The sequence below is a fragment of the Pseudomonas sp. NFX183 genome (genome assembly GCF_047943075.1).
GTDB lineage: Bacteria > Pseudomonadota > Gammaproteobacteria > Pseudomonadales > Pseudomonadaceae > Aquipseudomonas.
This window is the reverse complement of sequence record NZ_CP181333.1, coordinates 4,324,718-4,350,807: the sequence shown is the minus strand read 5'-3', so window position 1 is coordinate 4,350,807 and position 26,090 is coordinate 4,324,718. Positions and strand designations below refer to the sequence as shown.

Genomic DNA, 26,090 nt, shown 5'->3' with positions numbered 1-26,090 from the left:
ACTTATAGCCACAGAGGCGCCTGCACGCTTCAAGAAGTTAAACCAAGTGTGGGACTATCAGGCCTTGAACATTGGCTTGGTATTTAACCGCCAGTTTCTTGGATCAAAATAATCTTCAACCGGGCCTGGACTGGTTAAGTCCGGAACCGGTGTATCAGGCAAGGGCTTTGGGGCGATGTCCGGCACCACGGAGGGCGTTGGCTCTGGCTTAACCACCGGCGTGACGATGCCTGGCACCGCATGTGTGTGGTCTGGCTTGATCTCGGTCTTTGGCGCAGGCGGCACGCCAGGCTTGGTGTCCGACTCGACCTCAGGCGTGACGGTGCCGGGTACCTCAGGGGTGTGTTCTGGCGTGATGTCAGCCTTCACGTCCGGTGTCACACCCGGCTTGATCCCCGGTTGCGGGCCGGTTTCAGGCAATGGCGACAGATCCAGCACACGCTTCAGTCGTGGGACGTTGTTCACAACCGCCTGCGCATCCGTGCAATGGCAATGACCGGCGTTCACATTGACGTGTACGTTGGTCTTACCGTCATTCGTCACGGTAATCGCCGGCTCGGGCGCGGGCAGATGTGGCAGCGCAGCTGGCGCCTTGAGAGCAGCAGGCACTACCACCGCAGCGTCCATCAGCTGCAGCTTCGCTTGCGGCTCCGACACCTGCGGTTTCGCCGGCAAGTTGCCCACATCCGGCGAACTCGGCTGCTTGGCGACCTCGGAATTCACCGGCACCGTGCGCGCCTCAGGCTTGGCGTCTGGCACAACGCCCGGGCCGGACAGCAGCGCGGGCGTTAAATCCTTTCCGGCGACCATTTCGCGTATAGCCTTGAAAACCTGCTCGAGCATGTCAAATAACCGCGTGAGCGCAGCACCCGGAATCATCAGTTCGTTGGGCGAGAACCGGGAGTTATCAGTACTCAGCGGCGTATTGGCAACACGCGCACCGGATACCTGCACCTCTGTCGTTTCAGCAAACTTAGCGGATGAAATACTGTTGCTATCAAGGACAGACGCGTTAACTTTCATGAACGATGGATTATTAACCGACAGCGACATTTAGCAATTCCTTATTCAACAGAGCCTGGCCGTATCAGCGGACCAGAGAAGTGAGAGTGTTAATAGCTGAAAACAACCACGTTGCTTCACAGTCCTTACTTTCGTGGAAAGTTAGGCTATCGAGTTCCGCCAATCGCAGCTCATATAAGGAAACCAATGCGCGTTATCAGACGTTGCCGCATGAACTATCGCGACAAACCGCGAGGCAAGCCGCTCTTGGCGCTAAAAAATCGTCACACCCGTTAATACACTGCAGGCATGCAACTCACCGACAAGATTAAACCGCCTGTTCGTCAATCTTTTGTGCTAGCCCACAAACGAAAAAAGGGCGCCAATGGCACCCTTTTTTAGTGACCGTGAACAATCAGGCTGCAATGGGGTGTTGCATGCCCAGCAGGTGGCTGACGTTCTTCAAATCCGTCTCGCGCCGCAAGGCGGTAAACAGCACCACTGCTTCGGGATAATTGCGCGTCAGCATCGCCAGCCATTGCTTCAACCGGCCAGGCGCCTGCTTTTCAGTCAGTTGCGCCACTGATTGGGTCCAGAACGCCTGAAGCATCGGCTGCATCTGCGCCCAGGTCATTTCCACCACCTCTTCGCCCGCCTTGGCTGCCACAATTTGGCGCGCCAGGTCAGGCCGTGCCACCAGGCCGCGACCAAGCATGATGTCTTCGACGCCGCTGATTTCACGGCAACGCTTCCAGTCTTCGACGCTCCAGATATCCCCATTGGCGAACACCGGCACCTTGACCACGTCCTGCACCCGCGGGATCCACTCCCAGTGGGCCGGCGGCTTGTAGCCGTCGGTCTTGGTACGCGCATGCACCACGATATGCGCCGCGCCGCCTTCAGCCAGCGCCGTAGCGCACACCAGCGCACCGTCCGGGCTGTCGAAGCCAAGGCGCATCTTGGCGGTCACGGGGATATGCGCGGGCACGGCACGGCGCACATGTTCAACAATCTGATTGAGCAGCTCCGGCTCCTTGAGCAGCACGGCGCCGCCGCGCGACTTGTTGACCGTCTTGGCCGGGCAGCCGAAGTTCAGGTCAATCACCTGGGAACCCAGCTCGCACGCCAGGGCGGCGTTTTCGGCCAGGCACACCGGGTCGGAACCCAGCAATTGCACACGCAACGGCACGCCCGCCGCGGTGTGGGCACCGTGCAGCAGTTCCGGGGCGAGCTTGTGGAAATAGGCGGGGGTCAGCAGGCGGTCGTTGACGCGGATGAACTCGGTCACGCACCAGTCAATACCGCCCACGCGGGTCAGCACATCGCGCAGGATGTTGTCGACCAACCCCTCCATGGGCGCCAAAGCAATTTGCATGAAAAACACTCAACAAAAATCGTGGCGCAGTTTACTGGGTTTCCTGCAAAAAACGTTAACCCCCTGTCAGCGCAGGACCGTAGCCGTCGAGAAATTCGGCCGGCATACGCTTGGGCTTGCCCGTGGAGAGTTCGATGCAGACAAACGTGGTGTGCGCGCGCAGCAAGGTCGCGCCGTCGCGAGGACGGACCAGCTGGAAACGGCGGGTCATCTTCAGGCGCTGGTCCCAGTCGACGATCCAGGTCGCCAGCTGCAGCTCATCACCTTCGTAGCCGGCCGCCAGGTAGTCGATCTCATGGCGCACCACGGCCATGGCGCGGTCGAGCCGGCGGTATTCGGTAAGGTCCAGCCCCAGGCGCTGGGAATGGCGCCAGGCGCAACGCTCCAGCCACGACACATACACCGCATTGTTGGCGTGCCCGAGGCCGTCGATGTCTTCAGCGCCAACCTGCAGATCGATGATAAATGGCGTTGCCAAGTCCCAGCCCATGCCTTGCTCCAGTCGATTGATGTCGGCGGGGCAGTGTATCAGGCAGTTTGCCGCGCCTGTAGACGACGGCCGGCCAACAGGGCAAGCACACCCTCGATCACCCGCGGATCGGCCAGCACTTTCTGGTGCCCGCCTTGTTCCAGGCGCAACAGGCGGCTGTCGAACCAGGCCTCGTGAATAGCTTGCGAGGCTTTGACCGGGACAAAAGTGTCGTCTACGGCGTGCACGATCAAACCGGGAATATTGAGCTGGTAGTGAGCCACGTCCAGGTGTTTGAGCGGCATGCCAAAGGTCAATTCAACTTCCTGGATAAACGCCGAGCGCGCCCGTGGCGGCAACCCGACCATGCCGGCAAAACCGCGCAGCACGTCGAGAAAGCGCGAAGGCGCCGCAATGCTCACCAGCGCCTCGGTACGCAGGCCCAGCTGCACCGCCAGCATCGCGCTGGCACCGCCCATGGAATGCCCCACCACCGCGTGCAACGGCGGCAACTCGGCGGCGGCTTCGAGCATGGCGCGGGCGAACAGCAGCACATGCGCCTCGCGCCCCGGTGAACGGCCGTGGGCCGGACCGTCGAGGGCAATCACCGAATAGCCGTTATCCACCAACGCCGTGATCAGGCTGGCGAACTGTGTGGGGCGCCCTTCCCAGCCGTGCATCAGCAACACGGCGGGGCCCTGGCCCCAACGCAACGCCGACAGGCCGAAACGCAAGGTGATGCGCTCCGATTGCGCCAGCAGCGGCAACTCCCAGTCGCGCGGCGGCAGGTTGCGTGGCGTCATGAAGGTACGACGCAACTTGCTGGCCACCAGGTGCGGCGCCACGCGGCCGACGGTGCCATTGAAGCCTCGAATCCAGGTTAATGCGCCCATCAGGCGACTCCTTTTTCAGCGCACCGCCGATTTGGCCGCGCGCAACACGCGGTCCGACAACTCGCCCGGGCCGAGCGCGCGGGCCAAGGCCAGGCCGCCGATCATCAAGGCCATATCCGCCAGGGCTTTGTCGGTGTCCTCCGGGCTGGCAGCCAATTGCGCGGCCATCAGCTCCGTATGCTCGTTGAGCGCCTGGCGAAACTCATCCGGCAAGCGGCTCATCTCGCCCACGGTGGCGGGTATCGGGCAGGCCTGGTCCGTGGAGTCACGGTGCTTGCGCGACAGATAAAACGCCGCCACCAGGCCTCTGCGCTCCTCACCGGTGAGTTGCGCGTCCATGTCGTCAATCGACGCGCGCCGCCGGGCGAGCAACTGGGTGAAGGCCTCCAGCATCAACGCGTCCTTGCTTTCAAAGTGCGCGTAGAAGCCGCCGACCGTAAGCCCGGCCGCGCCCATGACTTCGCCGACACTCGGTTCGGCCGGGCCGCGCTGGATCAACGCCGCGCTGGCAGCCTGCAAAATGCGTTCGCGGGTTTGCGCTTTTTTATCGCTCATCGTTGCCTCCGTCTCTCATGGGTTGAATATTATTACCATAATAATATTTCGCAAGCCACCCGCATGACCGCTCGTCCGAGCAGCACAGATCACATCAAAGGAATAAACCGCCCGCCCCAGGCGTTCTTAGTGCAATGAACTGCACATCGCAGAGAACGTCATGGCCTGGCGGCAGCAAAACCAGAACTGCGCGTGGGTCGCCGCAGAAGCCCCCCCTACGTGTTCGCCAACGAATACACCGCCAACTTCAAAGGTTGAAGGCGAAGGCGTGGGCAACCAGCCGTTCGGCAAATTCTTCAACGACGCCGACGGGCATGCCGAGGCCAACTTCCTGGAGGCCCTGTGCGCCAATGACTGGGTGTTCGATGCGGGGTATCAGGAGATCGTGGTGAGCCTCAACAACTCACCGTGCCGGCAATGCTGCGTGCTGTTCAGGCAGTTCATGGAGGACATCCTGCTGCGCTTTCCAAACACACGGCTTGCGATTTCACGCTTGCCCGGCATTCGCGTCGAAATGTGCAACGTCGCACTGGAGGACGCCCAGAACAGAGGTCCGCAGGTTGATCGGCAAAAGGAACTGGCGCGCATCAACGAATCCCTGTGCACCGCCAATGGGTTACGCAGGATGCCGTAAACGGCCGCGGGAAAAACCCAAACGCCAGACAAACAAAAGGGCCATTCAATAATTGAATGACCCTTAAAAATCCCGCAGAGCGGGTAATCGTGGCGTCCCCTAGGGGACTCGAACCCCTGTTACCGCCGTGAAAGGGCGGTGTCCTAGGCCACTAGACGAAGGGGACACAAACCTTCTATACAACTGACCAGCGCTGAGAGCCGATCGATTCAAGGACGGTGTGGCCAGACCTTGAACCTGTAAATTGGTGGAGCTAAACGGGATCGAACCGTTGACCTCTTGCATGCCATGCAAGCGCTCTCCCAGCTGAGCTATAGCCCCGGATTTTTCGCCTCGCGGCGCAGCAGACCTTTCGAGCTGCTTGTTGAAACTGGCGTCCCCTAGGGGACTCGAACCCCTGTTACCGCCGTGAAAGGGCGGTGTCCTAGGCCACTAGACGAAGGGGACAAAACCTTCTGTACATCTGATCAGCGCTGAGAACTGATCAATTCAAGGACGGTGTGGCCAGACCTTGAACCTGTAAATTGGTGGAGCTAAACGGGATCGAACCGTTGACCTCTTGCATGCCATGCAAGCGCTCTCCCAGCTGAGCTATAGCCCCTCATCGGTGAGGACGGGGCGAATCTTAATGGCGGTTTGGAAACGTGTCAAATTTATTTTCAACTATTTCCAAAATTTTTTGCCGGGATAACAATCACTTACCGACGAAACCCCGGAAAACCGGGGTTTCGTCGTTACAACAGCCGACTTAAGCGATAGCGCCCAGCAGCTTTTCCCACTCTTTGTTTTCTTTCTTCGACACACCACCAAGCAAATCAAGGGCTTGGCGCAGACGGAAACGCGTCAGGTCCGGGCCGAGGATTTCCATCGCATCCAGTACCGACACCGAACTGGCCTGCCCGGTAATCGCGGCAAACATCAGTGGCATGGCATCGCGCAGTTTCAGCTCAAGGGACTCGACCACCGCCTGAATCGTCGCAGTGATTGCATCCTTCTCCCACTGACGCAGGCTTTCGAGCTTCCACAGGATCAACTGCATCAGCTGGCGAACCTGATCGCCCGAGAGTTTCTTGGACTCGAACAGCTTGGCATCCGGGTTCACGCCACCGGCAAAGAAGAAGCTGGCCAATGGAGCCACCTGGCTGAACGTCTCCACCCTGCCCTGCACCAACGGCGCGATCTTCATCATGTACTCGGGGTTCAGCGCCCATTGCTGCACGCGGCTGGCGAACTCTTCCACCGGCAGGTCGCGCAGCCATTGGCCGTTGAGCCATGACAGCTTCTCGATATCGAAAATCGGCCCGCCCAGGGATACGCGCGACAGGTCGAAGTTATCGACCATTTCCTGCAGAGAGAACTTCTCACGCTCGTCCGGCATCGACCAGCCCATGCGGCCCAGGTAGTTGAGCATCGCTTCGGGCATAAAGCCCATGCGCTCGTAGAACGTCACCGAGGTCGGGTTCTTGCGCTTGGACAGCTTGCTCTTGTCCGGGTTACGCAGCAGCGGCATGTAGCACAACTGCGGCTGTTCCCAGCCGAAGTATTCGTAGAGCAGGATCAGTTTGGGCGCCGACGGCAGCCATTCTTCGCCGCGCAGCACGTGGGTGATGCCCATCAGGTGGTCGTCGACCACGTTGGCCAGGAAGTACGTCGGCAGGCCGTCGGTCTTCATCAGCACCTGCATGTCCATGCGGTCCCACGGAATCTCGACGTCACCGCGCAGCATGTCCGGCACCACGCACACGCCTTCGCTCGGCACTTTCATGCGAATCACGTGAGGTTCACCGGCAGCCAGGCGCTGGGCCACTTCTTCTTTGGATAGCAGCAGCGCACGGCCGTCGTAACGCGGGGTTTCGCCACGGGCCTGTTGCTCGGCACGCATCTGGTCCAGCTCTTCGGCCGTGCAGAAGCACGGGAACGCATGGCCCATGTCGACCAATTGCTGGGTGTACTGTTTGTAGATGTCGCTGCGCTCGCTCTGGCGATACGGGCCGTGCGGGCCACCGACGTCCGGGCCTTCGGCCCAGGTGATGCCCAACCAGCGCAAGGCATCAAAAATCTGCTGTTCCGACTCACGGGTCGAACGCAGTTGATCGGTGTCTTCGATCCGCAGGATGAATTCACCGCCGTGCTGCTTGGCAAAGCAGTAGTTGAACAGGGCGATGTAAGCAGTGCCGACGTGGGGATCCCCAGTAGGCGATGGCGCAATGCGCGTGCGGACGGTGGTCATGGCAGGTCTCGAATGGGCGATATAACTGAAAATTGAAACAAGGGGCGAATGGTAACAGCCTGGGGGATTTCTGGAAAACCGAGGCGCGGCCATCGGGGGCAAGCCCCCTCCCACACTTTGGCGTGTGAACGCCGTCAAATGTGGGAGGGGGCTTGCCCCCGATGAGGCCCGCTCATTCACCGCAAATCAAACAGCCAACAACCGCTCGCGCAACTTGCCGATCTCATCGCGCATCTGCGCCGCCGCTTCAAACTCAAGATCGCGCGCCAGCTGGTACATCTTCTCTTCCAACTGCCGGATACGCTTGGTGATCTCACTCGGCGAGCGCAATTCATTCTCGTACTTGGCGCTTTCTTCGGCGGCCTTGGCCATGCCTTTGCGCTTCTTGCTGCGCGAGCCCGGCACGGTGGCGCCTTCCATGATGTCGGCGACGTCCTTGAACACGCCTTTGGGGATAATGCCATTCTCCAGGTTGAAGGCGATCTGCTTGTCACGGCGGCGTTCGGTCTCGCCAATCGCGCGCTCCATGGAGCCGGTGATACGGTCCGCGTACAGAATCGCCCGGCCATTGAGGTTACGCGCCGCCCGGCCGATGGTCTGGATCAGCGAGCGCTCGGAGCGCAGGAAGCCTTCCTTGTCGGCGTCCAGAATCGCCACCAGCGACACCTCCGGCATGTCCAACCCTTCACGCAACAGGTTGATGCCCACCAGCACATCAAAGGTGCCCAGACGCAGGTCGCGGATAATCTCGACGCGCTCCACGGTGTCGATGTCCGAGTGCAAATAGCGCACGCGCACGCCGTGGTCGGCCAGGTAATCGGTCAAGTCTTCGGACATGCGCTTGGTCAGCGTGGTGACCAGCACCCGCTCTTCCAGGGCCACACGTTTGGTAATTTCCGACAGCAAGTCATCAACCTGGGTCAGCGCCGGGCGGATTTCGATTTGCGGGTCGACAAGACCGGTCGGGCGCACCAGTTGCTCAATCACGCGGCCCGCATGTTCGGCTTCGTAGTTACCCGGTGTGGCCGAGACGAAAATCGTCTGCGGGCTGATGCTTTCAAACTCGTCGAAACGCATCGGCCGGTTGTCCAGTGCCGACGGCAGGCGAAAACCGTATTCCACCAGGGTTTCCTTACGCGAGCGGTCACCTTTGTACATCGCGCCCACCTGCGGCACGCTGACGTGGGATTCGTCGATCACCAGCAAGGCGTCGTCCGGCAAGTAATCGAACAAGGTGGGCGGCGCCTGCCCGGATTCGCGACCCGAGAGGTAGCGCGAGTAGTTTTCGATGCCGTTGCAGTAACCCAGCTCCAGGATCATTTCCAGGTCGAACCGCGTGCGCTGCTCCAGGCGCTGGGCTTCCACCAGCTTGTTGTTGGCGCGCAGGTAGTCCAGGCGCTCGACCAGCTCGGCCTTAATGCCCTCGATCGCGCCCATCAGCGTTTCGCGCGGCGTTACGTAGTGGCTTTTCGGGTAGAAGGTGAAGCGCGGCAGCTTGCGTATCACCTCACCGGTCAACGGGTCGAAGGCCGACAGGCTTTCGACTTCATCGTCGAACAGCTCGATGCGAATCGCTTCCAGGTCGGATTCGGCCGGGTAGATGTCGATCACATCGCCGCGCACACGGAAGGTGGCGCGGGCGAAGTCCATGTCATTGCGGGTGTACTGCAAGCTCGTCAGGCGCCGCAGCAGCTCGCGCTGGTCGAGTTTGTCGCCGCGATCGACGTGCAGCACCATCTTCAAATAGGTTTCCGGGCTGCCCAGGCCGTAGATGCACGACACCGTGGTGACGATGATCGCGTCCTTGCGTTCCAGCAGCGCCTTGGTCGCCGACAACCGCATCTGCTCGATGTGGTCGTTGATCGACGCGTCCTTCTCGATGAAGGTGTCAGACGATGGCACGTAGGCCTCGGGCTGGTAGTAGTCGTAGTAGGAAACGAAGTACTCCACCGCGTTGTTCGGGAAAAACGCCTTGAACTCGCCATACAGCTGGGCGGCCAGGGTTTTGTTCGGCGCCAGCACCAGGGTTGGGCGATTGGTCTGCGCAATCACATTGGCAATGCTGAAGGTCTTGCCTGAACCGGTCACCCCAAGCAGCGTCTGGTGCGCCAGGCCGGCTTCAATGCCTTCAACCATCAGGCGAATGGCTTCGGGTTGATCGCCGGCGGGTTCAAAGCGGGTGACGAGCTGGAAATCCGACATAACGTACCTCGTGAAGTCACCCCAGACTCGAAACCGCCAGGGACGAAAAAGCTCAGCAACCCGCGAATAGTCAACGCAGGTTGCAGGAAAAAACCATGATAGCTGTAGAAGTGGAGGCAAATGTGACGGGTTTCAAGGCAATCTTCCTACCTGCCGTCGCCGCCCCATGTTGCAATAAGACTAACGGTCGGCAAATAAACCGAAAAACTTGGCCGAAAAGCCGTTTCGGTTGTCGCCCTGAGCCTGGATGGCCTCTATACTAGCTCCCCGTTTGTGCACCGCTCTAGTGCATTCGGCTGGAGCGCGACACGTCCCTCCATTCCCCCATAGAGCTGCCGCAAAAATGAGCCTGTTCTCCGCTGTCGAAATGGCACCACGCGATCCAATCCTGGGCCTCAACGAAGCATTCAACGCCGACACACGAACCACCAAGGTCAACCTTGGCGTGGGCGTTTACTGCAACGAGGAGGGGAAGATTCCACTCTTGCGTGCCGTTGCCGAAGCGGAAGCCATTCGTGTGGCGCAACACGCCGCCCGTGGCTACTTGCCGATCGACGGTATCGTTGCCTACGACCAGGCCGTGCAAAAGCTGCTGTTCGGCGCCGACTCGCCCCTGCTGAGCGCTGGCCGTGTGATCACCGCGCAAGCCGTCGGCGGCACCGGCGCGCTGAAGATCGGCGCAGACTTCCTCAAGCAACTGCTGCCCAACGCCGTGGTTGCCATCAGCGACCCTAGCTGGGAAAACCACCAGGCGCTGTTCGAAAAAGCCGGCTTCCCGGTGCAAACCTACCGCTATTACGACGCCGCCACCCACGACGTCAACCGCGCCGGACTGCTCGAAGACCTCAACGCCCTACCGCCACAGTCCATCGTGGTGCTGCACGCCTGCTGCCACAACCCGACCGGCGTCGACCTGAGCCCGGCCGACTGGCAAAACGTGCTGGACGTCGTCAAGGCGAAAAACCTCGTGCCGTTCCTCGACATGGCCTACCAGGGCTTTGGCGACGGCATTCACGAAGATGCCGCCGCCGTGCGCCTGTTCGCTGAGTCGGGCCTGACCTTCTTTGTGTCCAGCTCGTTCTCCAAGTCGTTCTCGCTGTACGGCGAACGCGTGGGTGCGCTGTCGATCGTCAGCGAATCCAAGGAAGAAAGCGCGCGCATCCTGTCCCAGGTCAAACGCGTGATCCGCACCAACTACTCCAACCCGCCGACCCACGGCGCGGCGATTGTGGCGGCGGTGCTGAACAACCCTGAGCTGCGCGCCCAGTGGGAAGCGGAACTGGCCGAAATGCGCCTGCGCATCCGCGGCATGCGTGAGCAGATGGTGGCTGAACTGGCCAAGGCTGCCCCGGGTCACGACTTCAGCTTCGTCGGCCGCCAGCGTGGGATGTTCTCCTACTCCGGCCTGACCGTGGAGCAAGTCACCCGCCTGCGTACCGAGTTTGGTATCTACGCGCTCGACACTGGCCGCATCTGCGTAGCGGCGCTGAACCAGTCGAACATTGGCGCAGTGACCCAAGCGATTGTTCAGGTGCTGTAAGCCTGCAACGGTTGTGACAAAGGGGAAGCCATTCAATGGCTTCCCCTTTTTTTGTAGCCAACGCGCCTCCCGTGGCAAACAGGCTTCCTGCGGCCCGCAGGCTTCCCGTGGCGAGCGGGCTTGCCCCGCGTTGGGCTGCGCAGCAGCCCCATAAAGCCCCCCGTGAACTTACTGAAAGAACCCGATGCCTGAACAAGGGGCCGCGACGCCCCCCAACGCGGGGCAAGCCCGCTCGCCACAGGAAGAAAACCTCGCTGCCTGCCGCGACCAGCCCTAGACTGAACCCCAACTGCCCCTTTGCTGTGAGAGCCTTATGAGAAACGACGACCTGGACCTGCGCGCCGACCGCGACGAACTGCATGACTTCACCCCGCGCGCCCCGCAAGCCAAGCGCCAGAAAAGCCTGGTGCTGCAAGTGGCACTGGGTGTGTTCCTCGGCGGTCTGGCCCTTTGGTTGGTACAACTGGGCGCCACGGCCATCATGGCAAAACTCGCCATGGGCACCCTGCAATTTGGCGGCTAAACACACGATCAACAGGTGGGACTGGCTGGCCTGCGATGGCGTCAGTCCAGCCTGCACGGCCTTAGCCGATACACCGCTATCGCAGGCAAGCCAGCTCCCACATTTGATCTAAGTGGCTACCAGACCACGTTCCTCCAACAGCTTTACAAAACTGTTCAAACTCTGCGACACCGTGCCCCGGCGCCAGATCAGCCAGGTATTGAGGAGGCGGAACGCGTCGCTCAGCGGCCACACACTCACCGCCGTAAACCCCGGCATGCTCTCCAGCATGCTGCGCGGCATCAGTGCCAGGCCGGCTCCGGCACTGACGCAGGCGAGCATGCCGTGATAAGACTCCATTTCAAAGATCTTGCCCGGCACCGCGCCATCCTGTGAGAACCAGCGCTCGAAGTGATGGCGATACGAGCAGTTCGAGCGAAACGTGTAGATGCTCTCCCCCGCCACATCCTGCCCGCGCGTGATCGGCGCATGGTGCAGCGGCGCAATGACCACCATCTCCTCCTCAAACACCGGCACGCCTTCCAGCGTGGCATGCAGCACCGGCCCGTCGACAAACGCGGCCGCCAGGCGTCCCGACAACACGCCCTCGATCATCGTGCCGGACGGCCCGGTGCTCAGGTCCAGCTCGACCTTGGCGTGTTTCTGGTTATACGCCGCGAGCAACGCCGGAATGCGCACCGCCGCCGTGCTCTCCAGCGAACCCAGCGCAAACGCGCCCTGGGGCTCCTCCCCCGCCACCGTGGCGCGGGCTTCTTGCACCAGATCAAGAATGCGCCGCGTGTAGCCGAGGAAATTCCACCCGGCCGGCGACAGGCGCAGGCGACTCTTCTCACGGATAAACAACTCCACGCCCAGGTCCTGCTCCAGTTGCTTGATACGCGTGGTCAGGTTCGACGGCACGCGATGAATCAACTGCGCGGCGGCGCTGATGCTGCCTTGCTCGGCAACGGCCTTGAAGATTTCCAGCTGCACCAGGTCCAAGTCATTCTCCAATCGTGAATGTATTGCTTAATATTATTCAGTTTCCAGAAAACATGCAGCCCCGTAGGCTGAACCCATCCACTCATTCAGCCGGACGGTGCCATGAACGCTATCTCTCACCAGACTCACGCCTTGTCGATCAACCCCGCCACTGGCGAAACAGTCGGCAGCTACCCTTACGAAACCGAGGCGCAGTTGGACGCGGCGCTTAACCGCGCCACTGAGGCCTTCCGCAGCTGGCGCCGCCAACCAGTAAGCCAGCGCGCCGAATTGCTGCTGGCCCTGGCCGCTGCGTTGCGTGAGCAAGCCGAAGACATGGCGCAGATGATCACCCTGGAAATGGGCAAACCCATCGCCCAGGCCCGTGCCGAAATCGAAAAATGCGCGCAACTCAGCCAATGGTATGCCACCCACGGCCCGGCCATGCTCGCCCCGGAACCCACGCTGGTGGACAACGGCAGCGCCCAGATCGAATACCGCCCACTGGGCCCGATTCTCGCCGTCATGCCGTGGAACTTCCCGGTCTGGCAAGTGCTGCGCGGCGCCGTGCCGACCCTGCTCGCCGGCAACACCTACGTGCTCAAACATGCACCCAACGTGATGGGCAGCGCCTACCTGATGAAGGCGGCGTTTCAAAAAGCAGGCTTCGCCGATGGCCTGTTTGAAGTGGTCAACGTGACCAACGACGGCGTGTCCAAGGCCATCGCCGACCCACGCATCGCCGCGGTCACCCTCACCGGCAGCGTCCGCGCCGGCGCCGCCATCGGCTCCCAGGCCGGCGCCGCGCTGAAGAAATGCGTGCTGGAACTGGGCGGCTCCGACCCGTTCATCGTGCTCAACGACGCCGACCTCGACGCCGCCGTCCAGGCCGCCGTGATCGGGCGTTTCCAGAACAGCGGCCAAGTCTGCGCTGCCGCCAAGCGCCTGATTATCGAAGAAGGCGTGGTGCAAGCCTTTACCGCCAAATTCCTCGCCGCCAGCCGCGCTTTGGTGATGGGCGACCCGACCGAAACCAGCACTTACGTCGGCCCAATGGCCCGCTTCGACCTGCGCGACGAACTGCACGGCCAAGTGCAGGCCACGTTGGAAGAAGGCGCAACCCTGCTGCTGGGCGGCAACAAAGTGGCCGGTACCGGCAACTACTACGAACCGCCGTGCTGGCCGACGTCACCGACCAGATGACCTCGTTCAAACAGGAACTGTTCGGCCCCGTGGCCTCGATCATCACCGCCCGGGATGCCGACCACGCCGTGGCCCTGGCCAACGACAGCGAGTTCGGCCTGACGGCGAGCGTCTTCACCACCGACGCGGTGAAGGCACGGGATATCACCAACCAGCTGGAAACTGGCGCTGTATTCGTCAACTCGTTCAGCGTGTCCGACCCGCGCGTAGCGTTTGGTGGAGTGAAAAAGAGTGGGTTCGGGCGCGAACTATCGCACTTTGGCGTGCGTGAATTCTGCAATGCACAGACCGTGTGGCTGGATCGCAAATAAAACAGACAACCCCCTTCAACTGTGGGAGCGGGCTTGCTCGCGAAGGCGGTGTATCAGTTGGCAAATTTGTCGACTGACAGACTGCATTCGCGAGCAAGCCCGCTCCCACTCAAGCCAGCTCCCACTTTTGATTTGCGGTGTTTGTGGCCGTGCGTGAATTCTGCAACGCGTAGCCCCTGTGGCTGGATCGCAAATACGCGAGTCAGTCGCTCAACAGCGGCAGCGTCACCACAAACTCACTGCCCTTGCCCTTGCCCTCGCTTTTGGCGGTGACCTTGCCGCCATGCGCTTCAACCAGTTCGCGCACCACCGTGAGCCCGATCCCCAGGCCCGAGCCGTTGAAGCCGATGGCGTGTTCATCCTGCACGTAAGGGTCAAAGATCAGCGGCAGCGCCTTGGCCGAAACGCCAATACCGTTGTCACAAATGCTGATCCGCAGCGCGTCCGTCGCGGTCACAGCCAGCACTATCGAGCCGCCCACCGGCGTGTACTTGGCTGCGTTGGCCAGCAAGTTATGCAGAATCTGCGCAAGGCGCCCAGGGTCTGCGCTCATCATCAGTTGGCCGTCAGGCAGGCGGGCCTCAAATTGCTGCTTCTTCGCCCGCATCACCGGCCCGCAGGCATCAATAGCACTTCTGAGAATTTGCAGGATGTCCACATCGCGGCGCTCGATGCGCAGCTTGCCCGTGCTGACGCGGGACACGTCCAGCAAGTCGTCGACCAACTGGGAAATATGCTGCACCTGACCTTCAATCAGCTCACGCATGCGCGGCAACTGGTCGCTGGGCAGGCGAACCATGCGCTCGGCGATCATGCTGATCGGCGTCAATGGGTTGCGCAGCTCATGCGCCACCATCGCCAGGATGCTTTTCTGCTGGCCCAGCGCGCGCTCGGCCGTGGCCTGCAAGTCTTGAGCACTGAGCGCCGCGATCACCAGCTGCGCATTCGCCTCGCGAAGCTCCTGGTAAAGGCGTTGTTCCTCCAGGGGCGGCGGGGTTGCGGCGTCCGACTGAGCAAGCAGGATCGCCAGCACCAGCTGCTGATTGGCCTCGATCACCTGCTCGACGTGCTGGGTATCCACCAGACGGCTGCTGGCGTCAGTCAGTTGCTGCTGCAGGGCGGCCAGCACTGCACGCGCCTCAACGGTTTTTTGGCCAATGAGGAACAGCTCGTGAGCCGCCGTGGTCAGCTCACTGTCAGGCTTGCCGTCGCCGCCACTCACGAGTCGGGCTCACACATGTTTGGTTTCCGCCAAAGCTTGTCGGGTCGGTCGGCCGCCCAACAGCCCCTCCTGCTCCGGCAGCATGTCGCGAATCTGCAGGCCGTTATCGTCGATGTGGTACTGGCGCAGTTGGTCGGAGTGGGCGCTGGCGCGCACTTTGACCACGGCCATGATGCGCAGTAACCGGCTTTGTACTTCGATATAGCGCTGCACGATGATCGCGTCGGTCAGAAACGCGGTGCCATAAGGGCTGAAGCGCAGGTCGGTGTAACGGTCTTCGAGCTCCGAGGTCATCAACACGCTGACCCCAACGGCGGTCAGCGCAGTGACCATGCGTGACAGCGACTCGCGAAAATCCGCACGGAAGGTAGGCGCCAACGCCAGCTCAAAGCCTGACAGCGAGTCAATCACCACACGGGTGGCTTTCAACCGGCTGATTTCACTGAGCAGCAGTTGCACGATTTCGTCGATGGACAGGTCCGGCGCGCGGCTGTCCACCAGACTGACTTTCCCGCTCTTGATCAACTCGGCCAACTGAGGGTTCTGCGAATGGTTGGGCCGTTGCTCGAACGCCGCAATCACCCCGGTTTCGCCGTTGCGCACGCCTTCAGCGAGGAAGGTCGCCGCCAGGATGCTCTTGCCCGATCCGGACGGGCCGGCCACCAATAGCGAATAACCACGAGGCAGGCCGCCGCCGAGCATCTCATCAAGCGCCGGCACGCCCATTTTCAGGCGGGTGATCGGGAACGTCGACGGCGCTTCAACCAAACGGTTGACGGCGGCCGGCGGGAACACCTTGACCCCCGAGGTGGCAATACGAAAGGTGTGCAGCCCCGGCAAGGTCGGTTGGCCGCGCATCTTCATGATTTCCATCTTGCGCACCATCGAATTGCGCTCAACGCTCTGGCGCAGCCAGATCAGGCCATCGGCCACGGTGAAAATCGGATTGGTGTCCGTCTCGGTGAAATATTCGCCGATCAGGAAGGTGGTCGCCTGCCACGTGGTCATCAACATGCCCAACTGCTGGATGAACTGCGGCAGGTTGTTGTTCGGGTTGTGCTGCGTCTGACTGGCCAGCACCACGGAGCGGAAGGAATCGACAAACACCAGCGACGGCGAATGCGCCTCGACCTCGCTGACAATGCGCCGCAATACCTCGTCCAGGTCGCCCGCCAGGGTGTCGTCGGCCAGGTTGATATAACGAATCGACCGGTTGATGGCGGCGTCGTCGAAAAAATCGAATTGCTGCTGATAGCGCAGCATCTTCAGCGGCGGCTCACCGAGCACGGTAAAGAACAGCGCCGGACGCTCCGGCGTGGCCAGGGCAAACATCATCTGGTGCGCGAGAGTAGTTTTGCCGCAGCCTGGCGGGCCGGCGATCAGGTTGAACGAAAACTCCGGCAGGCCACCGCCCAGGACCTCGTCCAGTCCTGGCACACCCGTGGCCAGACGGTTGATAGTCACTTTGGTGCTCATGGCGAAATTTCCTGCGAAGAGGTGTCGCTCGAAGAAGGCTGCCACACGCCAACCAGCAGACGTGCGGTGAGTGAAGGCCCGATCAGCGTGGTCAGAAGCTCGTAGAGGGTCGTCAGCAACACCTCACCGAAAAACAGCGCATCGGCTTCGTTCTGCTCCACGAGTACGGATTTGAGCGCAATCAAGTCCATCGCGGCCGGCACACTGTCATAGGTGGCGGCCAGGCGTGGATGGGTCGAGACGCACAGTTGGAAGCTGCGACGGTACAGCGCGGCAACGCCTTGCTGGCCGATGATGGGCGCCAGTGCTGCGCTCACATCCTGCAAAATCGAAACAACCGCCGCGGCGATGCTTGCAGCGTCAGCCTGCGGACCAACACGGTGCGCCAGAGACGCTACGATCCGGCGGCTCTCTTCGCTAAGCGTGGGCATGTCTGACTAATATCTGATGGACAGAGACCGATGGTACACCCTATATCCGCAGATAGAGACCCCGCCGGCCTGCCAATTGCGCGCGGACAGGCTCCCCCTGGCGGGCATGATCGACTACCATACCGCGCCGGTTCCCACACGGGACTAATAGGGAATCCGAAGCGCGTTCATTGCGCCAATCGGAACTGCCCCCGCAACTGTAGGTGCTGAGCCTGCTCCACATCGCCACTGGGTATTGCCCGGGAAGGCCGGAGCGTGGCGACGACGCATCAGTCAGGAGACCTGCCGGCCCAGCAAAATCACTAACCGGCGGGGTGTCCGGGAAGTACCTCCGCGCCCTGCGATGCACGCAGCGCTCCAGGGTGTATTTCCGAGCCGTACCTCCCCCGTTCCACGTACGGTTTACCCGGAGATTGCCCGATGCTGCCACGCGTTACCGCCCTGATCACCGCCCTGGGCTTTTGTGCCCAGGCCCAAGCGACGCCCACTCACTACCCGCTGACGGTGCAGAACTGCGGCAGCACCCTGGCCTTTGAGCAGGCGCCTACGCGCACGGTGACCATCGGCCAGGCCGCCACCGAGATGCTTTACGCCTTGGGCGTGGGCGACAAAGTGGTCGGCACCTCGCTGTGGTTCAACAACGTATTGCCGCAATTCAAGGCGCAGAACGACGCCATTGAGCGTCTGGCCAACAATGAACCCAGCTTCGAAGCGGTGATCGCCAAGCGCCCGCAACTGGTGGCGGCCGAGCTGGAATGGGTGGTGGGCCCGCAAGGCGTGGTCGGCACCCGCGAGCAGTTTCACGAGCTGAAGATCCCCACCTACCTGCTGCCCTCCGACTGCGAAGCCAAGGACAACCGGGTGGGCGCCGACGGCACGCGGCTGGAGCCGTTTCGCGTCGAGACCGTCTATAAGAGCATCAGCCAATTGGCCGAGATTTTCGACGTACAGGCGCGCGGCCAACAATTGAACGACGAGCTCAAGGCGCGCCTGGCCAAATCCATCGCCACCGCCCACAGCAAAGGTCTCAAGCAGGCCAGCGCATTGGTGTGGTTCTCCAGCTCGGAAATGGCCAGCGACCCGTACGTGGCCGGCCACAAGGGCGTGCCCGAATTCATGCTCCAAACCCTGGGCCTGCACAATGTAGTGCAATCCGATGAAGAGTGGCCCGCCGTCGGCTGGGAGACCATTGCCAAGGCCAACCCGACCTTTCTGGTGATCGCGCGCATGGACCGGCGCCGCTACCCGGCCGACGACCATGAAAAGAAACTCGCCTTCCTGCGCAGTGACCCGGTGACGCGCAACATGGACGCGGTGAAAAACAACCGCATCATCATCCTCGACGCCCTGGCATTGCAGGCCAGCGTGCGCACGTTCGATGGCCTGGAACAGCTTGCCGGCGCCATTGACGGCTACGACCTGCACAAATGATGCGTACCCTTCTCGCCTTGGCGCTGCTGTTGCTCGCCGTGCTCGCCGGGGTAGCCATCGGCGAAACCGCCATCGCGCCGCAGGTGGTGTTGCAAGTGCTGGCCAACAAACTGTGGGCGGCCGGTTATGTGCTCGACCCAATCGACGAAGGCGTGGTGTGGAATTACCGCCTGACCCGCGCCCTGGTCGCCGCCGCGTGCGGTGCTGGGTTGGCCACGTGCGGGGTGATCTTGCAGTCGCTGTTGCGTAACCCGTTGGCCGATCCTTATCTGCTGGGCATCAGCGCCGGCGCCTCGACCGGCGCGGTATTGGTGGCGCTGATCGGCGTCGGCGGCGGGCTGGTTTCGCTGTCGGCAGGTGCGTTTGTCGGCGCCATGGCGGCCTTTGCGCTGGTGATTCTGCTGGCGCGCGCCAGCGGCTCGGCGAGCGGCACCGGCCAGATCATCCTCGCCGGCATCGCCGGCTCACAGCTGTTCAACGCCCTCACCGCGTTCCTGATCACCAAGTCCGCCAGCTCCGAGCAGGCACGCGGCATTATGTTCTGGCTGCTGGGCAACCTCAGCGGGGTGCGCTGGCCGTCGGTGTGGCTGGCGGTGCCGGTGACCGTCGCAGGCCTGGCGGTGTGCCTGTGGCATCGGCGTGCGCTGGACGCCTTCACCTTCGGCACCGATTCGGCGGCCTCGTTGGGCATTCCGGTGCGCCGGGTGCAGTTTGTGCTGGTGGGCTGTGCGGCGCTGGTGACGGCGGTGATGGTGTCGATTGTCGGCTCCATTGGCTTTGTCGGGCTGGTGATTCCGCATGCCGTGCGCCTGCTGGTCGGTACCGGGCATTCACGGCTGCTGCCGGCCAGCGCCTTGGGCGGCGCGCTGTTTTTGATCGCTGCCGACGTGCTCTCGCGCACGCTGATCAAGGGCCAGGTGATTCCGGTCGGCGTGGTTACCGCGCTGGTCGGCGCGCCGGTGTTTGCATTGATCCTGATCGGCCGGAGAAATGCGCGATGACGGTGCTCAGTTGCACAGGGCTGGGGTTCAAGGTGCGCGACGCCGAGTTGCTGCGCGATATCCACCTTGACGTTCAGCGGGGTGAAACTTTGGGCATTGTCGGGCCGAACGGTTCCGGCAAGTCCACCCTGCTCAAACTGCTCGCCGGTTTGCGTGCACCGGCTTGCGGTGAAGTGCTGTTGGGCGGCCAGCGCCTGGGCCGCCTATCCCGGCGCGCCATCGCGCAGCAACTGGCCGTGGTAGAACAGCAGGCTGATACCGACGATGCCATCCGCGTGTTCGACGCCGTGGCACTGGGCCGCACGCCCTGGCTGTCGGCATTGAGCCCGTGGTCGGACGCGGACGCGGCCATCGTCAGCCAGGCGCTGCACGACGTGGATGCCACCCACCTGAGCAAACGTGCATGGCGCAGCCTTTCGGGCGGCGAACGCCAACGCGTGCACATCGCCCGCGCCCTGGCGCAACGGCCGCAGATTCTGCTGCTGGATGAGCCGACCAATCACTTGGATATCCAGCATCAACTGGCGATCTTGAAGGGCGTGCAGGCCTTGCCGGTGACCACCTTGATTGCGCTGCATGATCTTAACCAGGCGCTGACCTGTGACCGTTTGGCGGTACTGGATCACGGCTGCCTGGTGGCATTGGGCAAGCCGCTGGAGGTGCTGACGCCGCAGCGATTGCAAGAGACATTCGGGGTACAGGCGCACTACCTGACGGACCCGTTTGACGGCGCGCAGATCCTGCGGTTGCGCTCGAACTGATGAGCTGACCGCGGCCCCTAAAAACACCACCGATCAAGTGTGGGAGCTGGCTTGCCTGCGATAGCGGTGGGTCAGTGGCACATCAGTCGGCTGACCCTCCGCCTTCGCGGGCAAGCCCGCTCCCACAGTTTGACCGAGTCCATCTGCCAGTGCCGCACTGCTTTGCTTTTCTGTGGGAGCTGGCTTGCCTGCGATGCAGGCGCCTCGGTGCATCAGGTACACCGGGGTGATGCCTTCGCAGGCAAGCCAGCTCCCACATTTGATTGAGTTCGGCTTCCAGAATCAGGTCGGCTGCCCGGGGTCCTTGAAGCAGCAGCGCAAAAGCACATCTGCTTTTCTGTGGGAGCTGGCTTGCCTGCGATGCAGGCGGCTCGGTCAATCAGGTACACCGGGTTGATGCCATCGCAGGCAAGCCAGCTCCCACAGTTGATTGAGTTCAGCTTCCAGAATCAGGTCGGCTGCCCGGGGTCCTTGAAGCAGCTACAGCGACCGCTGCATATGCGTCGTCCGCCAAACCGGGTCCGCCTCGACATCAACAATTTCAAACCCTTGCCGAAGCCAAAAATCAATCGCACCAGCAAGAAACGGATGAGTATGCAGGTAAACCATCTCCACCCCCTCCCCCCGCGCCTTCGCCTCCAGCGCGCCGTACAACTCACCCGCCAACCCGAATCGGCGCAACGCCGGCGCCACAAACAGGCGCACCACCTCCACCGTCTTGAGGCCCTGGTAATTCAACTGGGAGAAGCGCCCGTCGTAGGGCACATAGCCGATGGCCGCAACAATTTGGCCATCAACGCGGGCGATCAGGAACTGGCCGTCGCCATGAACATACACCGCTTCAAATCGCGCCAGATCGTCCGGCATGCCGGCTGCGCTGAGCTTGGGAAAAAGCTCGCTGCGAGCCTCAAGGACAAAGTCCAGCACTGCTGGAATGTCGTCGCAGGTCACGTCCTGAATGACCGGTCGCTCGTTCATACAACTTTGATCTGGCTGATCCCTACCACCTGCGCCTGCTCCAGAATCTCCTCGGGCGTCGCATCCGCAGGCGGCAGGATCAACCCATTCTCCGCATCGCCAAAATGCAATTGCAGTAAATGCATCGCCGCCTCGTGCACGGGCAGTTCAGGCTGTTTGAGTTCAAACACGTGGGTGCGGGGCTCGTCGTTGAACAGGTAGTTCAGGGTGTATTCGCGCATGGTGGCATCCTTGTGATGGGAGTAAGCAACTGCATATCCTGACCTACCGATCAGGTTTCAAGTTCAACCGGGTGAGGCGCCTAACCCCGCAGATGCCACTCAACCTACCTTACGCCCGCTCTATCCGGCCCGAATAACAGCCTTGCTTGGCGTTGTGAACATGGATGTAACCGACCGCTGGGTTGGCCAACATTCGCTCGATCACCGGCTCTATCTCCTGCCCCGGCGCGACATCGGCCTCCAGCAGCATGCCGTCCTCAGAAAACGCCCGAAGAGACAGCAGCCGGATTCGCATCACCTCAGGCACTTGATTCACCGCGTCGTAGGCCCGCGTCGCGCCCTCTCGAACGAATATTGCGTGCGAGGCGCGGTAGGGTGAGTTCGCGGGTTGGCTGACGTGATTGAGCAACAACATACTCTGCCCGACCTCGGCGTCCTTCATCTCTATGCGGTCAGGAAAGCCTGGCTGACAGTCGACATAGCAACGCTTGATGCCACGCGAGGCGAGTTCGTCATCGGGCAACCCAAACAAGCTGGAAAAGGTTCGGGGGCAAGCCCGGTAATTCGAAAGTTCATGATAGAGGCCTCTCAGGGTAGGCACCTATCAGGCGATACCCGCGGCATCATGCACTATCCGATTCTTGCGCCGAGATTCACCCGCACAGGGTGCTCATGCATTGTCCCGCACGTAGCGAAGATAACCGTTGGCCGCCGTCCCCACACAAACAAATCCCGCGTGCTCATACAGCAGCCGGGCAGGGTTATCTGGGCGTACGTGCAACCCCAGTTGATTGAAGCCACTCTGTTTGGCCTTGAGCGCATAAGCGTCCAGCAGCGCCCGGCCCACCCCGTTGCGCCGGCAGGCCTCGCTGACATTGAGGGTGTACAGCTCGGCGGCGCCTTGCTCGGGCGCCCATAACGAGTAGCCCGCAAACTGCCCGTCAAGCATCGCGACGGTCAGCCGGTCAAAGTTGTCTGCCCAGAGGGTGAGGTGTCGCTCAAGTTGCAGCCGCCATGCGGATTCATGCGCAGGCTCCCAACACTGGATGTAGGCTTGCTCGCCCCGGTAGATCGATGGCAGGTCGGTGACAGCGGCCGGCCTGAGTGTTACGGGAGAATCACACATTGCACCGCCCTTGATGACTGACGATCTGGACGCGTGAGATTACCTGCCTTGCTGCAAAAAAGGGATTTCATCTTGTTCGCCAACCGCTCTGCTAGCATCCGCGCCAGCCCACCACGGAGTCGCCCCTATGCTACGGATTGCAGCCTGCACCCTCCTCGCCAGCTTGTGCGCCCCACCGGTCCTGGCCGAACAACGCCTGCAGTGCGCCGACGCCACGGTGACGATCGGCGTGGACGCGACGTTGCCCTTGCTGACCAGCGAAAGCGCTGAAGTTTTCCTGCGCGTAGAACGCGGCCCGCGTGCAACGCTGCTGCGCTACTACAGCATCGACTTCATCGGCGGCGCCTGCGACTCCGACGCCAATGGCGAGCCGCGCATCGTCTACCAGGCCGTGTGCAACGGAACAGCCTGCCACACCCTGTCGAATTGGGGCGTCATCAACCCCGTGACCTTGCAGGTGCTGCTGATACCCGCCGATGACAGCCTGGAGCCCGCCACGCGCCTGCTCGGGCATCGGCCAGCGCTTACGGCTGCGCCGTTGAATGTGAGTGTGGAGGCGCATCGATTGGGGTTGGCGACGCCTTGATGCGAGCCGTGATCCACGCTCGGCTATGCAACAGCACCGCCTGCGCCATCGCCACCGGAAAATGAATAAACCCGTGGGCTGATTCCGGTAGCAGATGGGCTTCAACCTCCGCCACCGCTGCCCATCGCTCAGCGAGATGAAGCGTGTCGTCCTTGAGCGGGTCCAACTCCCCCACAAACATTAACGCCGGCGGCAACCCCGTAAGGTCGCCATACAGCGGTGACAAGGGTGGCTGGCGCCGCGCCTCATCACTCAACCCCGGCGTGAGCATACGCAGCGCCTCGACCATTCCCGGCCCGTCCAGCAACAATGTCTCCGGCCCCGCCGTGCGCACGCTCGGTGTGCCGGTCAAGTCATAAACCCCGTAATACAGCACCGCCCCGCTCACCCGCTTGAGCAAATCCGGCCATTGCTTAAGCGCCAGCAAGGTTGCCGCCGCCAGATGCCCACCGGCGGACTCACCCACGACAAACACCGGCAAATCAGCAAACTCGTCACTGGTGAGCAGCCAACGCGCAGCATTCAGGCAGTCCTCCATCAGCCCTTCAACCGGTGTGTCGACCGCCAGCCGATAGTCCACCGACACCACCGCCACGCCACACGCCTGCACCATGCCCAGGTTCAGGTCGTCGTCCATCTGCGCATTGCCGATCACCCAGCCGCCGCCGTGGATATCCAGCACCACGCCTTTGGTTTTCCCCTCGGGCCGCAGGATGCGTACGGGCACCGAGCCGACCCTTCGGGTTTCGGCCACAGGCGCTTTCTTGAGGGCTTGGCTGACCCGCAACAGCGCCTGAATCACACGCGGCGTGACGCGGTTGCGGATTTTAAAGCGCGGCATCCAGGCAAGCTTCTTGTTGAAGTCGCGCATCTGCTCCAGCTCAGGCTCGCTGGCAGGCCACGGTGTGTAGGCCATCAGCGATTGTTCCGCAAAATCGAGAAATTCAACGCCGCCGCCACACTCAGCCACGCCAGGTACGGAAACAGGATCAACCCGGTGATCAAGTCCAACCGCAACGCCATCACCACCAACGCCGCTACTACGAGCCACAGCAGCACGATCACCACCATTCCGGCGAAGAGGTTATGCGCGCCGAAAAACACCGGCGTCCACAGCGTGTTCAGCGCAATCTGCGCCGCCCACAAGCCCAAGGCCAATTGGCTGCCGGGGATCATCGTCAGGCGATAGCCCGCCCAGGCGAGTAGCAGATAGATGACCGTCCAGGCCACCGGAAACAGCCAGTTGGGTGGCGTGAAGCTGGGTTTGACCAGGCTTTCGTACCACTGGCCGGGCTTGAAAATAACGCCGGTGCTGGCGGCGGCGGCGCAGGCGATGAGGAAAATCAGGAAGATCATGGGCTATCCACTCTCAGGGTTCATTTGAAGATAGGACGCATGGGGAGCCGGTAAAAGTTCACAAATCATCCGGCGCCACGATCTTCAGCCAAGGCCAGCGCGCTTGATAACTGCGGGCCTTGGCGGCGAACAACTCAGGCTCCGGGTGCAGCGGGTTAATGCGCAACACGCCCTGCTCCACATCCGCTAAGCCATAGGGCGCATACACCTCGCCGGTGTCGATCTCCAGCCCGATGCAGGTGCCCGCCACCAGGTAACGGTCCACGCCCTGTTTAGCCGAGTGCAACTGTGGATAAGGCCGACCAAAGCGCTCGCCGTACCAAAGGTGCACCCGCGCCTGGTTCTTGACCTCGACGTTGACGCCCAAATCCTCAAACAGCCGTTCGGCGGCGCGGATCACTTTGTCCTCCGCTTCGTAGGACAGATCCGTGTCGAAGTAAAAGACGTCGTAGTCCTTTACGCCCTGAGCCGCAGGCAAGTTTGACTGATGGTTCCATACGGCCTGGAACAGGCAGCCCGCCGTGAGCATGCACTGCTCCACACCGAGGTCGGGCAGGCGCGCGGTGATCTGGGCGTTGATGGGGTTGGCCATGGCCAGTTCGAGCAGGGTGTTGACGGTCAATGTCATGGTTAATCCTTGGGTGTTCAGTGCGGCTCAAGCCACCGACCCTACACGATTGGCGGGAGGGTTTCGTGACAGCAATATTTCTATACACTTTGCCCGCCCGCCACCAATCGTCAAGGATAAAACGATGCGAATCAGAGAAATGGCCCTCATCACCGCCGCCGCGTTGCTGCTCACCGCCTGCAGCGACAGCCCATCGGACGCCGACATTCAAGCCGCGCTGCAACCCAGGCTGGAAGGGGCTTCCTGCGTAAAGGCGGCGATGTTCAACAGCTTCCCGGTGACCTTGAGTGACAGCGTCATGAGCGGCACCTCCAGCGCCAACCAGCCGGCCTTCGATGCGCTGACCAACGCCGGCCTGCTGGCCAAAAGCGACAAAACCTACACCCTCACCGACGCCGGCCGCGCTGCCTACGTGCAGCAGGAATCCGGGTTCTGTTACGCCCAGGGCTATGAAATCGCCAAGGTCCAGAACATTGCCGCCAACACCAACCCCATGGGCGCCGCCGTGGACAAATCCTGGGTGGTGACCGTCGACATTCGCCAGAAAACCATCGCCGACTGGGCCAACACCCCGGCGATTGAAAAACTGGCCCGCAACCCGGAAAACCTCTCCGAGGTGCCAAAGACCTACCACGTGGTGGTCGGGCGCCTGAAGGGCGAGCAAACGCTGAAGCTGATCGACCCACGGTTTTCGATCATGCGTGGGGTTGGGGTGAATCAGGCCTTCTAACCAGGGACGGTTGTGGCAAGCAGACTTGTTGTGGCTTGAAGGCTTGCTGTGGCAGGCAGGCTTGTTGTGGCTTGAGTGCTTGTTGTGGCGAGCAGGCTTGCCCTGCGTTGGAGTGCGCAGCGCTCCCAACCCAGCCACCGCGGTCCAACAGTGAAACTCGGTCGCCTGTTTGGAGGGGCCGCTTCGCACCCCAACGCAGGGCAAGCCTGCTCGCCACAAAGGTGTTTCCTCAGCTTGGGAAATTGC

General features: G+C 61.6%; 26 protein-coding genes, 4 tRNA genes, 1 pseudogene and 1 riboswitch. Of the genes and pseudogenes, 9 read left to right on the top strand and 22 right to left on the bottom strand.

Annotated elements, in window-relative coordinates; all coding sequences use genetic code 11:
- Positions 1–57: 57 nt before the first annotated feature.
- From ACM530_RS20375 to ACM530_RS20355, 5 genes are all read right to left on the bottom strand, one after another.
- Positions 58–1,053 (bottom strand): hypothetical protein, encoded by a 996-nt coding sequence (locus tag ACM530_RS20375; protein ID WP_416362994.1) that lies wholly within the window; start codon positions 1,051–1,053, stop codon positions 58–60.
- A 364-nt stretch (positions 1,054–1,417) separates the two neighbouring features.
- Positions 1,418–2,377, bottom strand: a complete 960-nt coding sequence (locus tag ACM530_RS20370; RefSeq protein WP_404483745.1) for a tRNA dihydrouridine synthase — start codon at positions 2,375–2,377, stop codon at positions 1,418–1,420.
- Between the two features lie 55 nt (positions 2,378–2,432).
- Positions 2,433–2,867 (bottom strand): acyl-CoA thioesterase, encoded by a 435-nt coding sequence (locus tag ACM530_RS20365; RefSeq protein ID WP_106576673.1) that lies wholly within the window; start codon positions 2,865–2,867, stop codon positions 2,433–2,435.
- 38 nt (positions 2,868–2,905) lie between these two features.
- The gene (locus tag ACM530_RS20360) at positions 2,906–3,739 is read right to left on the bottom strand and encodes an alpha/beta hydrolase (RefSeq protein ID WP_145166115.1); all 834 of its coding nucleotides are present in this window, start codon (positions 3,737–3,739) and stop codon (positions 2,906–2,908) included.
- Positions 3,740–3,754: 15 nt separating this feature from the next.
- Positions 3,755–4,294: a TetR/AcrR family transcriptional regulator gene (locus tag ACM530_RS20355; protein WP_083357717.1), complete on the bottom strand. Its 540-nt coding sequence runs from the start codon at positions 4,292–4,294 to the stop codon at positions 3,755–3,757.
- Between the two features lie 268 nt (positions 4,295–4,562).
- Here ACM530_RS20355 and ACM530_RS20350 point away from each other — a divergent pair, with 268 nt between their 5' ends.
- Positions 4,563–4,928, top strand: a complete 366-nt coding sequence (locus tag ACM530_RS20350) for a hypothetical protein (RefSeq protein ID WP_416362993.1) — start codon at positions 4,563–4,565, stop codon at positions 4,926–4,928.
- Positions 4,929–5,018: 90 nt separating this feature from the next.
- Here ACM530_RS20350 and ACM530_RS20345 read toward each other — a convergent pair.
- The 6 genes from ACM530_RS20345 to uvrB form a co-directional block, all read right to left on the bottom strand.
- Positions 5,019–5,094 (bottom strand) — tRNA-Glu (locus ACM530_RS20345).
- A 79-nt stretch (positions 5,095–5,173) separates the two neighbouring features.
- Positions 5,174–5,249 (bottom strand) — tRNA-Ala (locus ACM530_RS20340).
- A gap of 50 nt (positions 5,250–5,299) precedes the next feature.
- Positions 5,300–5,375 (bottom strand) — tRNA-Glu (locus ACM530_RS20335).
- Between the two features lie 78 nt (positions 5,376–5,453).
- Positions 5,454–5,529: transfer RNA gene (locus ACM530_RS20330), tRNA-Ala, on the bottom strand.
- Between the two features lie 147 nt (positions 5,530–5,676).
- The gene (gene gltX, locus ACM530_RS20325) at positions 5,677–7,158 is read right to left on the bottom strand and encodes a glutamate--tRNA ligase (protein ID WP_053128828.1); all 1,482 of its coding nucleotides are present in this window, start codon (positions 7,156–7,158) and stop codon (positions 5,677–5,679) included.
- Between the two features lie 186 nt (positions 7,159–7,344).
- Complete coding sequence (uvrB, locus tag ACM530_RS20320) at positions 7,345–9,360, bottom strand: excinuclease ABC subunit UvrB (RefSeq protein WP_124418047.1); 2,016 nt, start codon at positions 9,358–9,360, stop codon at positions 7,345–7,347.
- A 343-nt stretch (positions 9,361–9,703) separates the two neighbouring features.
- Here uvrB and ACM530_RS20315 point away from each other — a divergent pair, with 343 nt between their 5' ends.
- Complete coding sequence (locus ACM530_RS20315) at positions 9,704–10,900, top strand: amino acid aminotransferase (protein WP_145165990.1); 1,197 nt, start codon at positions 9,704–9,706, stop codon at positions 10,898–10,900.
- A gap of 313 nt (positions 10,901–11,213) precedes the next feature.
- Positions 11,214–11,423 carry a hypothetical protein gene (locus ACM530_RS20310; RefSeq protein ID WP_078738148.1) on the top strand — a complete coding sequence of 70 codons (210 nt, stop codon included), beginning with the start codon at positions 11,214–11,216 and terminating at the stop codon, positions 11,421–11,423.
- 108 nt (positions 11,424–11,531) lie between these two features.
- Here ACM530_RS20310 and ptrR read toward each other — a convergent pair whose 3' ends face one another.
- The gene (gene ptrR, locus ACM530_RS20305; protein ID WP_404483756.1) at positions 11,532–12,404 is read right to left on the bottom strand and encodes a putrescine utilization regulator PtrR; all 873 of its coding nucleotides are present in this window, start codon (positions 12,402–12,404) and stop codon (positions 11,532–11,534) included.
- A 102-nt stretch (positions 12,405–12,506) separates the two neighbouring features.
- Between ptrR and ACM530_RS20300 the strand changes: the two are divergent.
- Positions 12,507–13,897 (top strand): annotated as a pseudogene (locus ACM530_RS20300) (aldehyde dehydrogenase family protein).
- A gap of 202 nt (positions 13,898–14,099) precedes the next feature.
- Here the strand turns inward: ACM530_RS20300 and ACM530_RS20295 are convergent.
- Genes ACM530_RS20295 through ACM530_RS20285 form a run of 3 tightly spaced genes read right to left on the bottom strand, consistent with a single transcriptional unit; the run spans position 14,100 to position 17,026 of the window.
- A complete protein-coding gene (locus ACM530_RS20295) occupies positions 14,100–15,119 on the bottom strand; it encodes a sensor histidine kinase (protein ID WP_416362992.1) in 1,020 nt (339 codons plus the stop codon).
- 9 nt (positions 15,120–15,128) lie between these two features.
- Positions 15,129–16,595 carry an ATPase domain-containing protein gene (locus ACM530_RS20290; RefSeq protein ID WP_262207776.1) on the bottom strand — a complete coding sequence of 489 codons (1,467 nt, stop codon included), beginning with the start codon at positions 16,593–16,595 and terminating at the stop codon, positions 15,129–15,131.
- Entirely contained in the window at positions 16,592–17,026 is a 435-nt protein-coding gene (locus ACM530_RS20285; RefSeq protein ID WP_416362991.1) for a hypothetical protein, read from the bottom strand. Before ACM530_RS20285 ends, ACM530_RS20290 begins: the two co-directional genes overlap by 4 nt.
- Positions 17,027–17,137: 111 nt before the next feature.
- A riboswitch (cobalamin riboswitch) is annotated at positions 17,138–17,331 on the top strand.
- 115 nt (positions 17,332–17,446) lie between these two features.
- Between ACM530_RS20285 and ACM530_RS20280 the strand changes: the two genes are divergently transcribed.
- From ACM530_RS20280 to ACM530_RS20270, 3 genes are read left to right on the top strand one after another with little or no spacing between them, the layout of a single operon-like run.
- The gene (locus ACM530_RS20280; protein ID WP_416362990.1) at positions 17,447–18,457 is read left to right on the top strand and encodes an ABC transporter substrate-binding protein; all 1,011 of its coding nucleotides are present in this window, start codon (positions 17,447–17,449) and stop codon (positions 18,455–18,457) included.
- Positions 18,454–19,458 (top strand): FecCD family ABC transporter permease, encoded by a 1,005-nt coding sequence (locus tag ACM530_RS20275; RefSeq protein WP_119742591.1) that lies wholly within the window; start codon positions 18,454–18,456, stop codon positions 19,456–19,458. The genes ACM530_RS20280 and ACM530_RS20275 overlap by 4 nt, the downstream gene beginning before the upstream one ends.
- Positions 19,455–20,219 (top strand): ABC transporter ATP-binding protein, encoded by a 765-nt coding sequence (locus ACM530_RS20270; RefSeq protein ID WP_416362989.1) that lies wholly within the window; start codon positions 19,455–19,457, stop codon positions 20,217–20,219. The genes ACM530_RS20275 and ACM530_RS20270 overlap by 4 nt, the downstream gene beginning before the upstream one ends.
- A 480-nt stretch (positions 20,220–20,699) precedes the next feature.
- Here ACM530_RS20270 and ACM530_RS20265 read toward each other — a convergent pair whose 3' ends face one another.
- From ACM530_RS20265 to ACM530_RS20250, 4 genes are all read right to left on the bottom strand, one after another.
- Entirely contained in the window at positions 20,700–21,197 is a 498-nt protein-coding gene (locus ACM530_RS20265) for a GNAT family N-acetyltransferase (RefSeq protein WP_169367240.1), read from the bottom strand.
- The gene (locus tag ACM530_RS20260) at positions 21,194–21,418 is read right to left on the bottom strand and encodes a hypothetical protein (protein WP_145166000.1); all 225 of its coding nucleotides are present in this window, start codon (positions 21,416–21,418) and stop codon (positions 21,194–21,196) included. Before ACM530_RS20260 ends, ACM530_RS20265 begins: the two co-directional genes overlap by 4 nt.
- 109 nt (positions 21,419–21,527) lie before the next feature.
- On the bottom strand, positions 21,528–21,941 hold the full coding sequence (locus tag ACM530_RS20255; RefSeq protein WP_416362988.1) for a DUF1203 domain-containing protein: 414 nt from the start codon (positions 21,939–21,941) through the stop codon (positions 21,528–21,530).
- A gap of 147 nt (positions 21,942–22,088) precedes the next feature.
- Positions 22,089–22,544 (bottom strand): GNAT family N-acetyltransferase, encoded by a 456-nt coding sequence (locus ACM530_RS20250; protein WP_416362987.1) that lies wholly within the window; start codon positions 22,542–22,544, stop codon positions 22,089–22,091.
- 127 nt (positions 22,545–22,671) lie between these two features.
- Between ACM530_RS20250 and ACM530_RS20245 the strand changes: the two genes are divergently transcribed.
- On the top strand, positions 22,672–23,130 hold the full coding sequence (locus ACM530_RS20245) for a hypothetical protein (RefSeq protein WP_416362986.1): 459 nt from the start codon (positions 22,672–22,674) through the stop codon (positions 23,128–23,130).
- Here ACM530_RS20245 and ACM530_RS20240 read toward each other — a convergent pair.
- The 3 genes from ACM530_RS20240 to ACM530_RS20230 are packed head-to-tail and all read right to left on the bottom strand — an operon-like array spanning position 23,069 to position 25,114.
- A complete protein-coding gene (locus ACM530_RS20240; protein WP_416362985.1) occupies positions 23,069–24,046 on the bottom strand; it encodes an alpha/beta hydrolase in 978 nt (325 codons plus the stop codon). The two genes, ACM530_RS20245 and ACM530_RS20240, sit on opposite strands and share 62 nt — an antisense overlap.
- The gene (tspO, locus tag ACM530_RS20235; protein ID WP_124418050.1) at positions 24,046–24,486 is read right to left on the bottom strand and encodes a tryptophan-rich sensory protein TspO; all 441 of its coding nucleotides are present in this window, start codon (positions 24,484–24,486) and stop codon (positions 24,046–24,048) included. The genes ACM530_RS20240 and tspO overlap by 1 nt, the downstream gene beginning before the upstream one ends.
- Positions 24,487–24,544: 58 nt before the next feature.
- Entirely contained in the window at positions 24,545–25,114 is a 570-nt protein-coding gene (locus ACM530_RS20230; RefSeq protein WP_124418051.1) for a nucleotidyltransferase family protein, read from the bottom strand.
- 124 nt (positions 25,115–25,238) lie between these two features.
- On the opposite strand from ACM530_RS20230, the gene ACM530_RS20225 reads away from it, so the two are divergent.
- Positions 25,239–25,844 (top strand): hypothetical protein, encoded by a 606-nt coding sequence (locus ACM530_RS20225; protein ID WP_169367243.1) that lies wholly within the window; start codon positions 25,239–25,241, stop codon positions 25,842–25,844.
- The last annotated feature ends 246 nt before the right edge of the window (positions 25,845–26,090 follow it).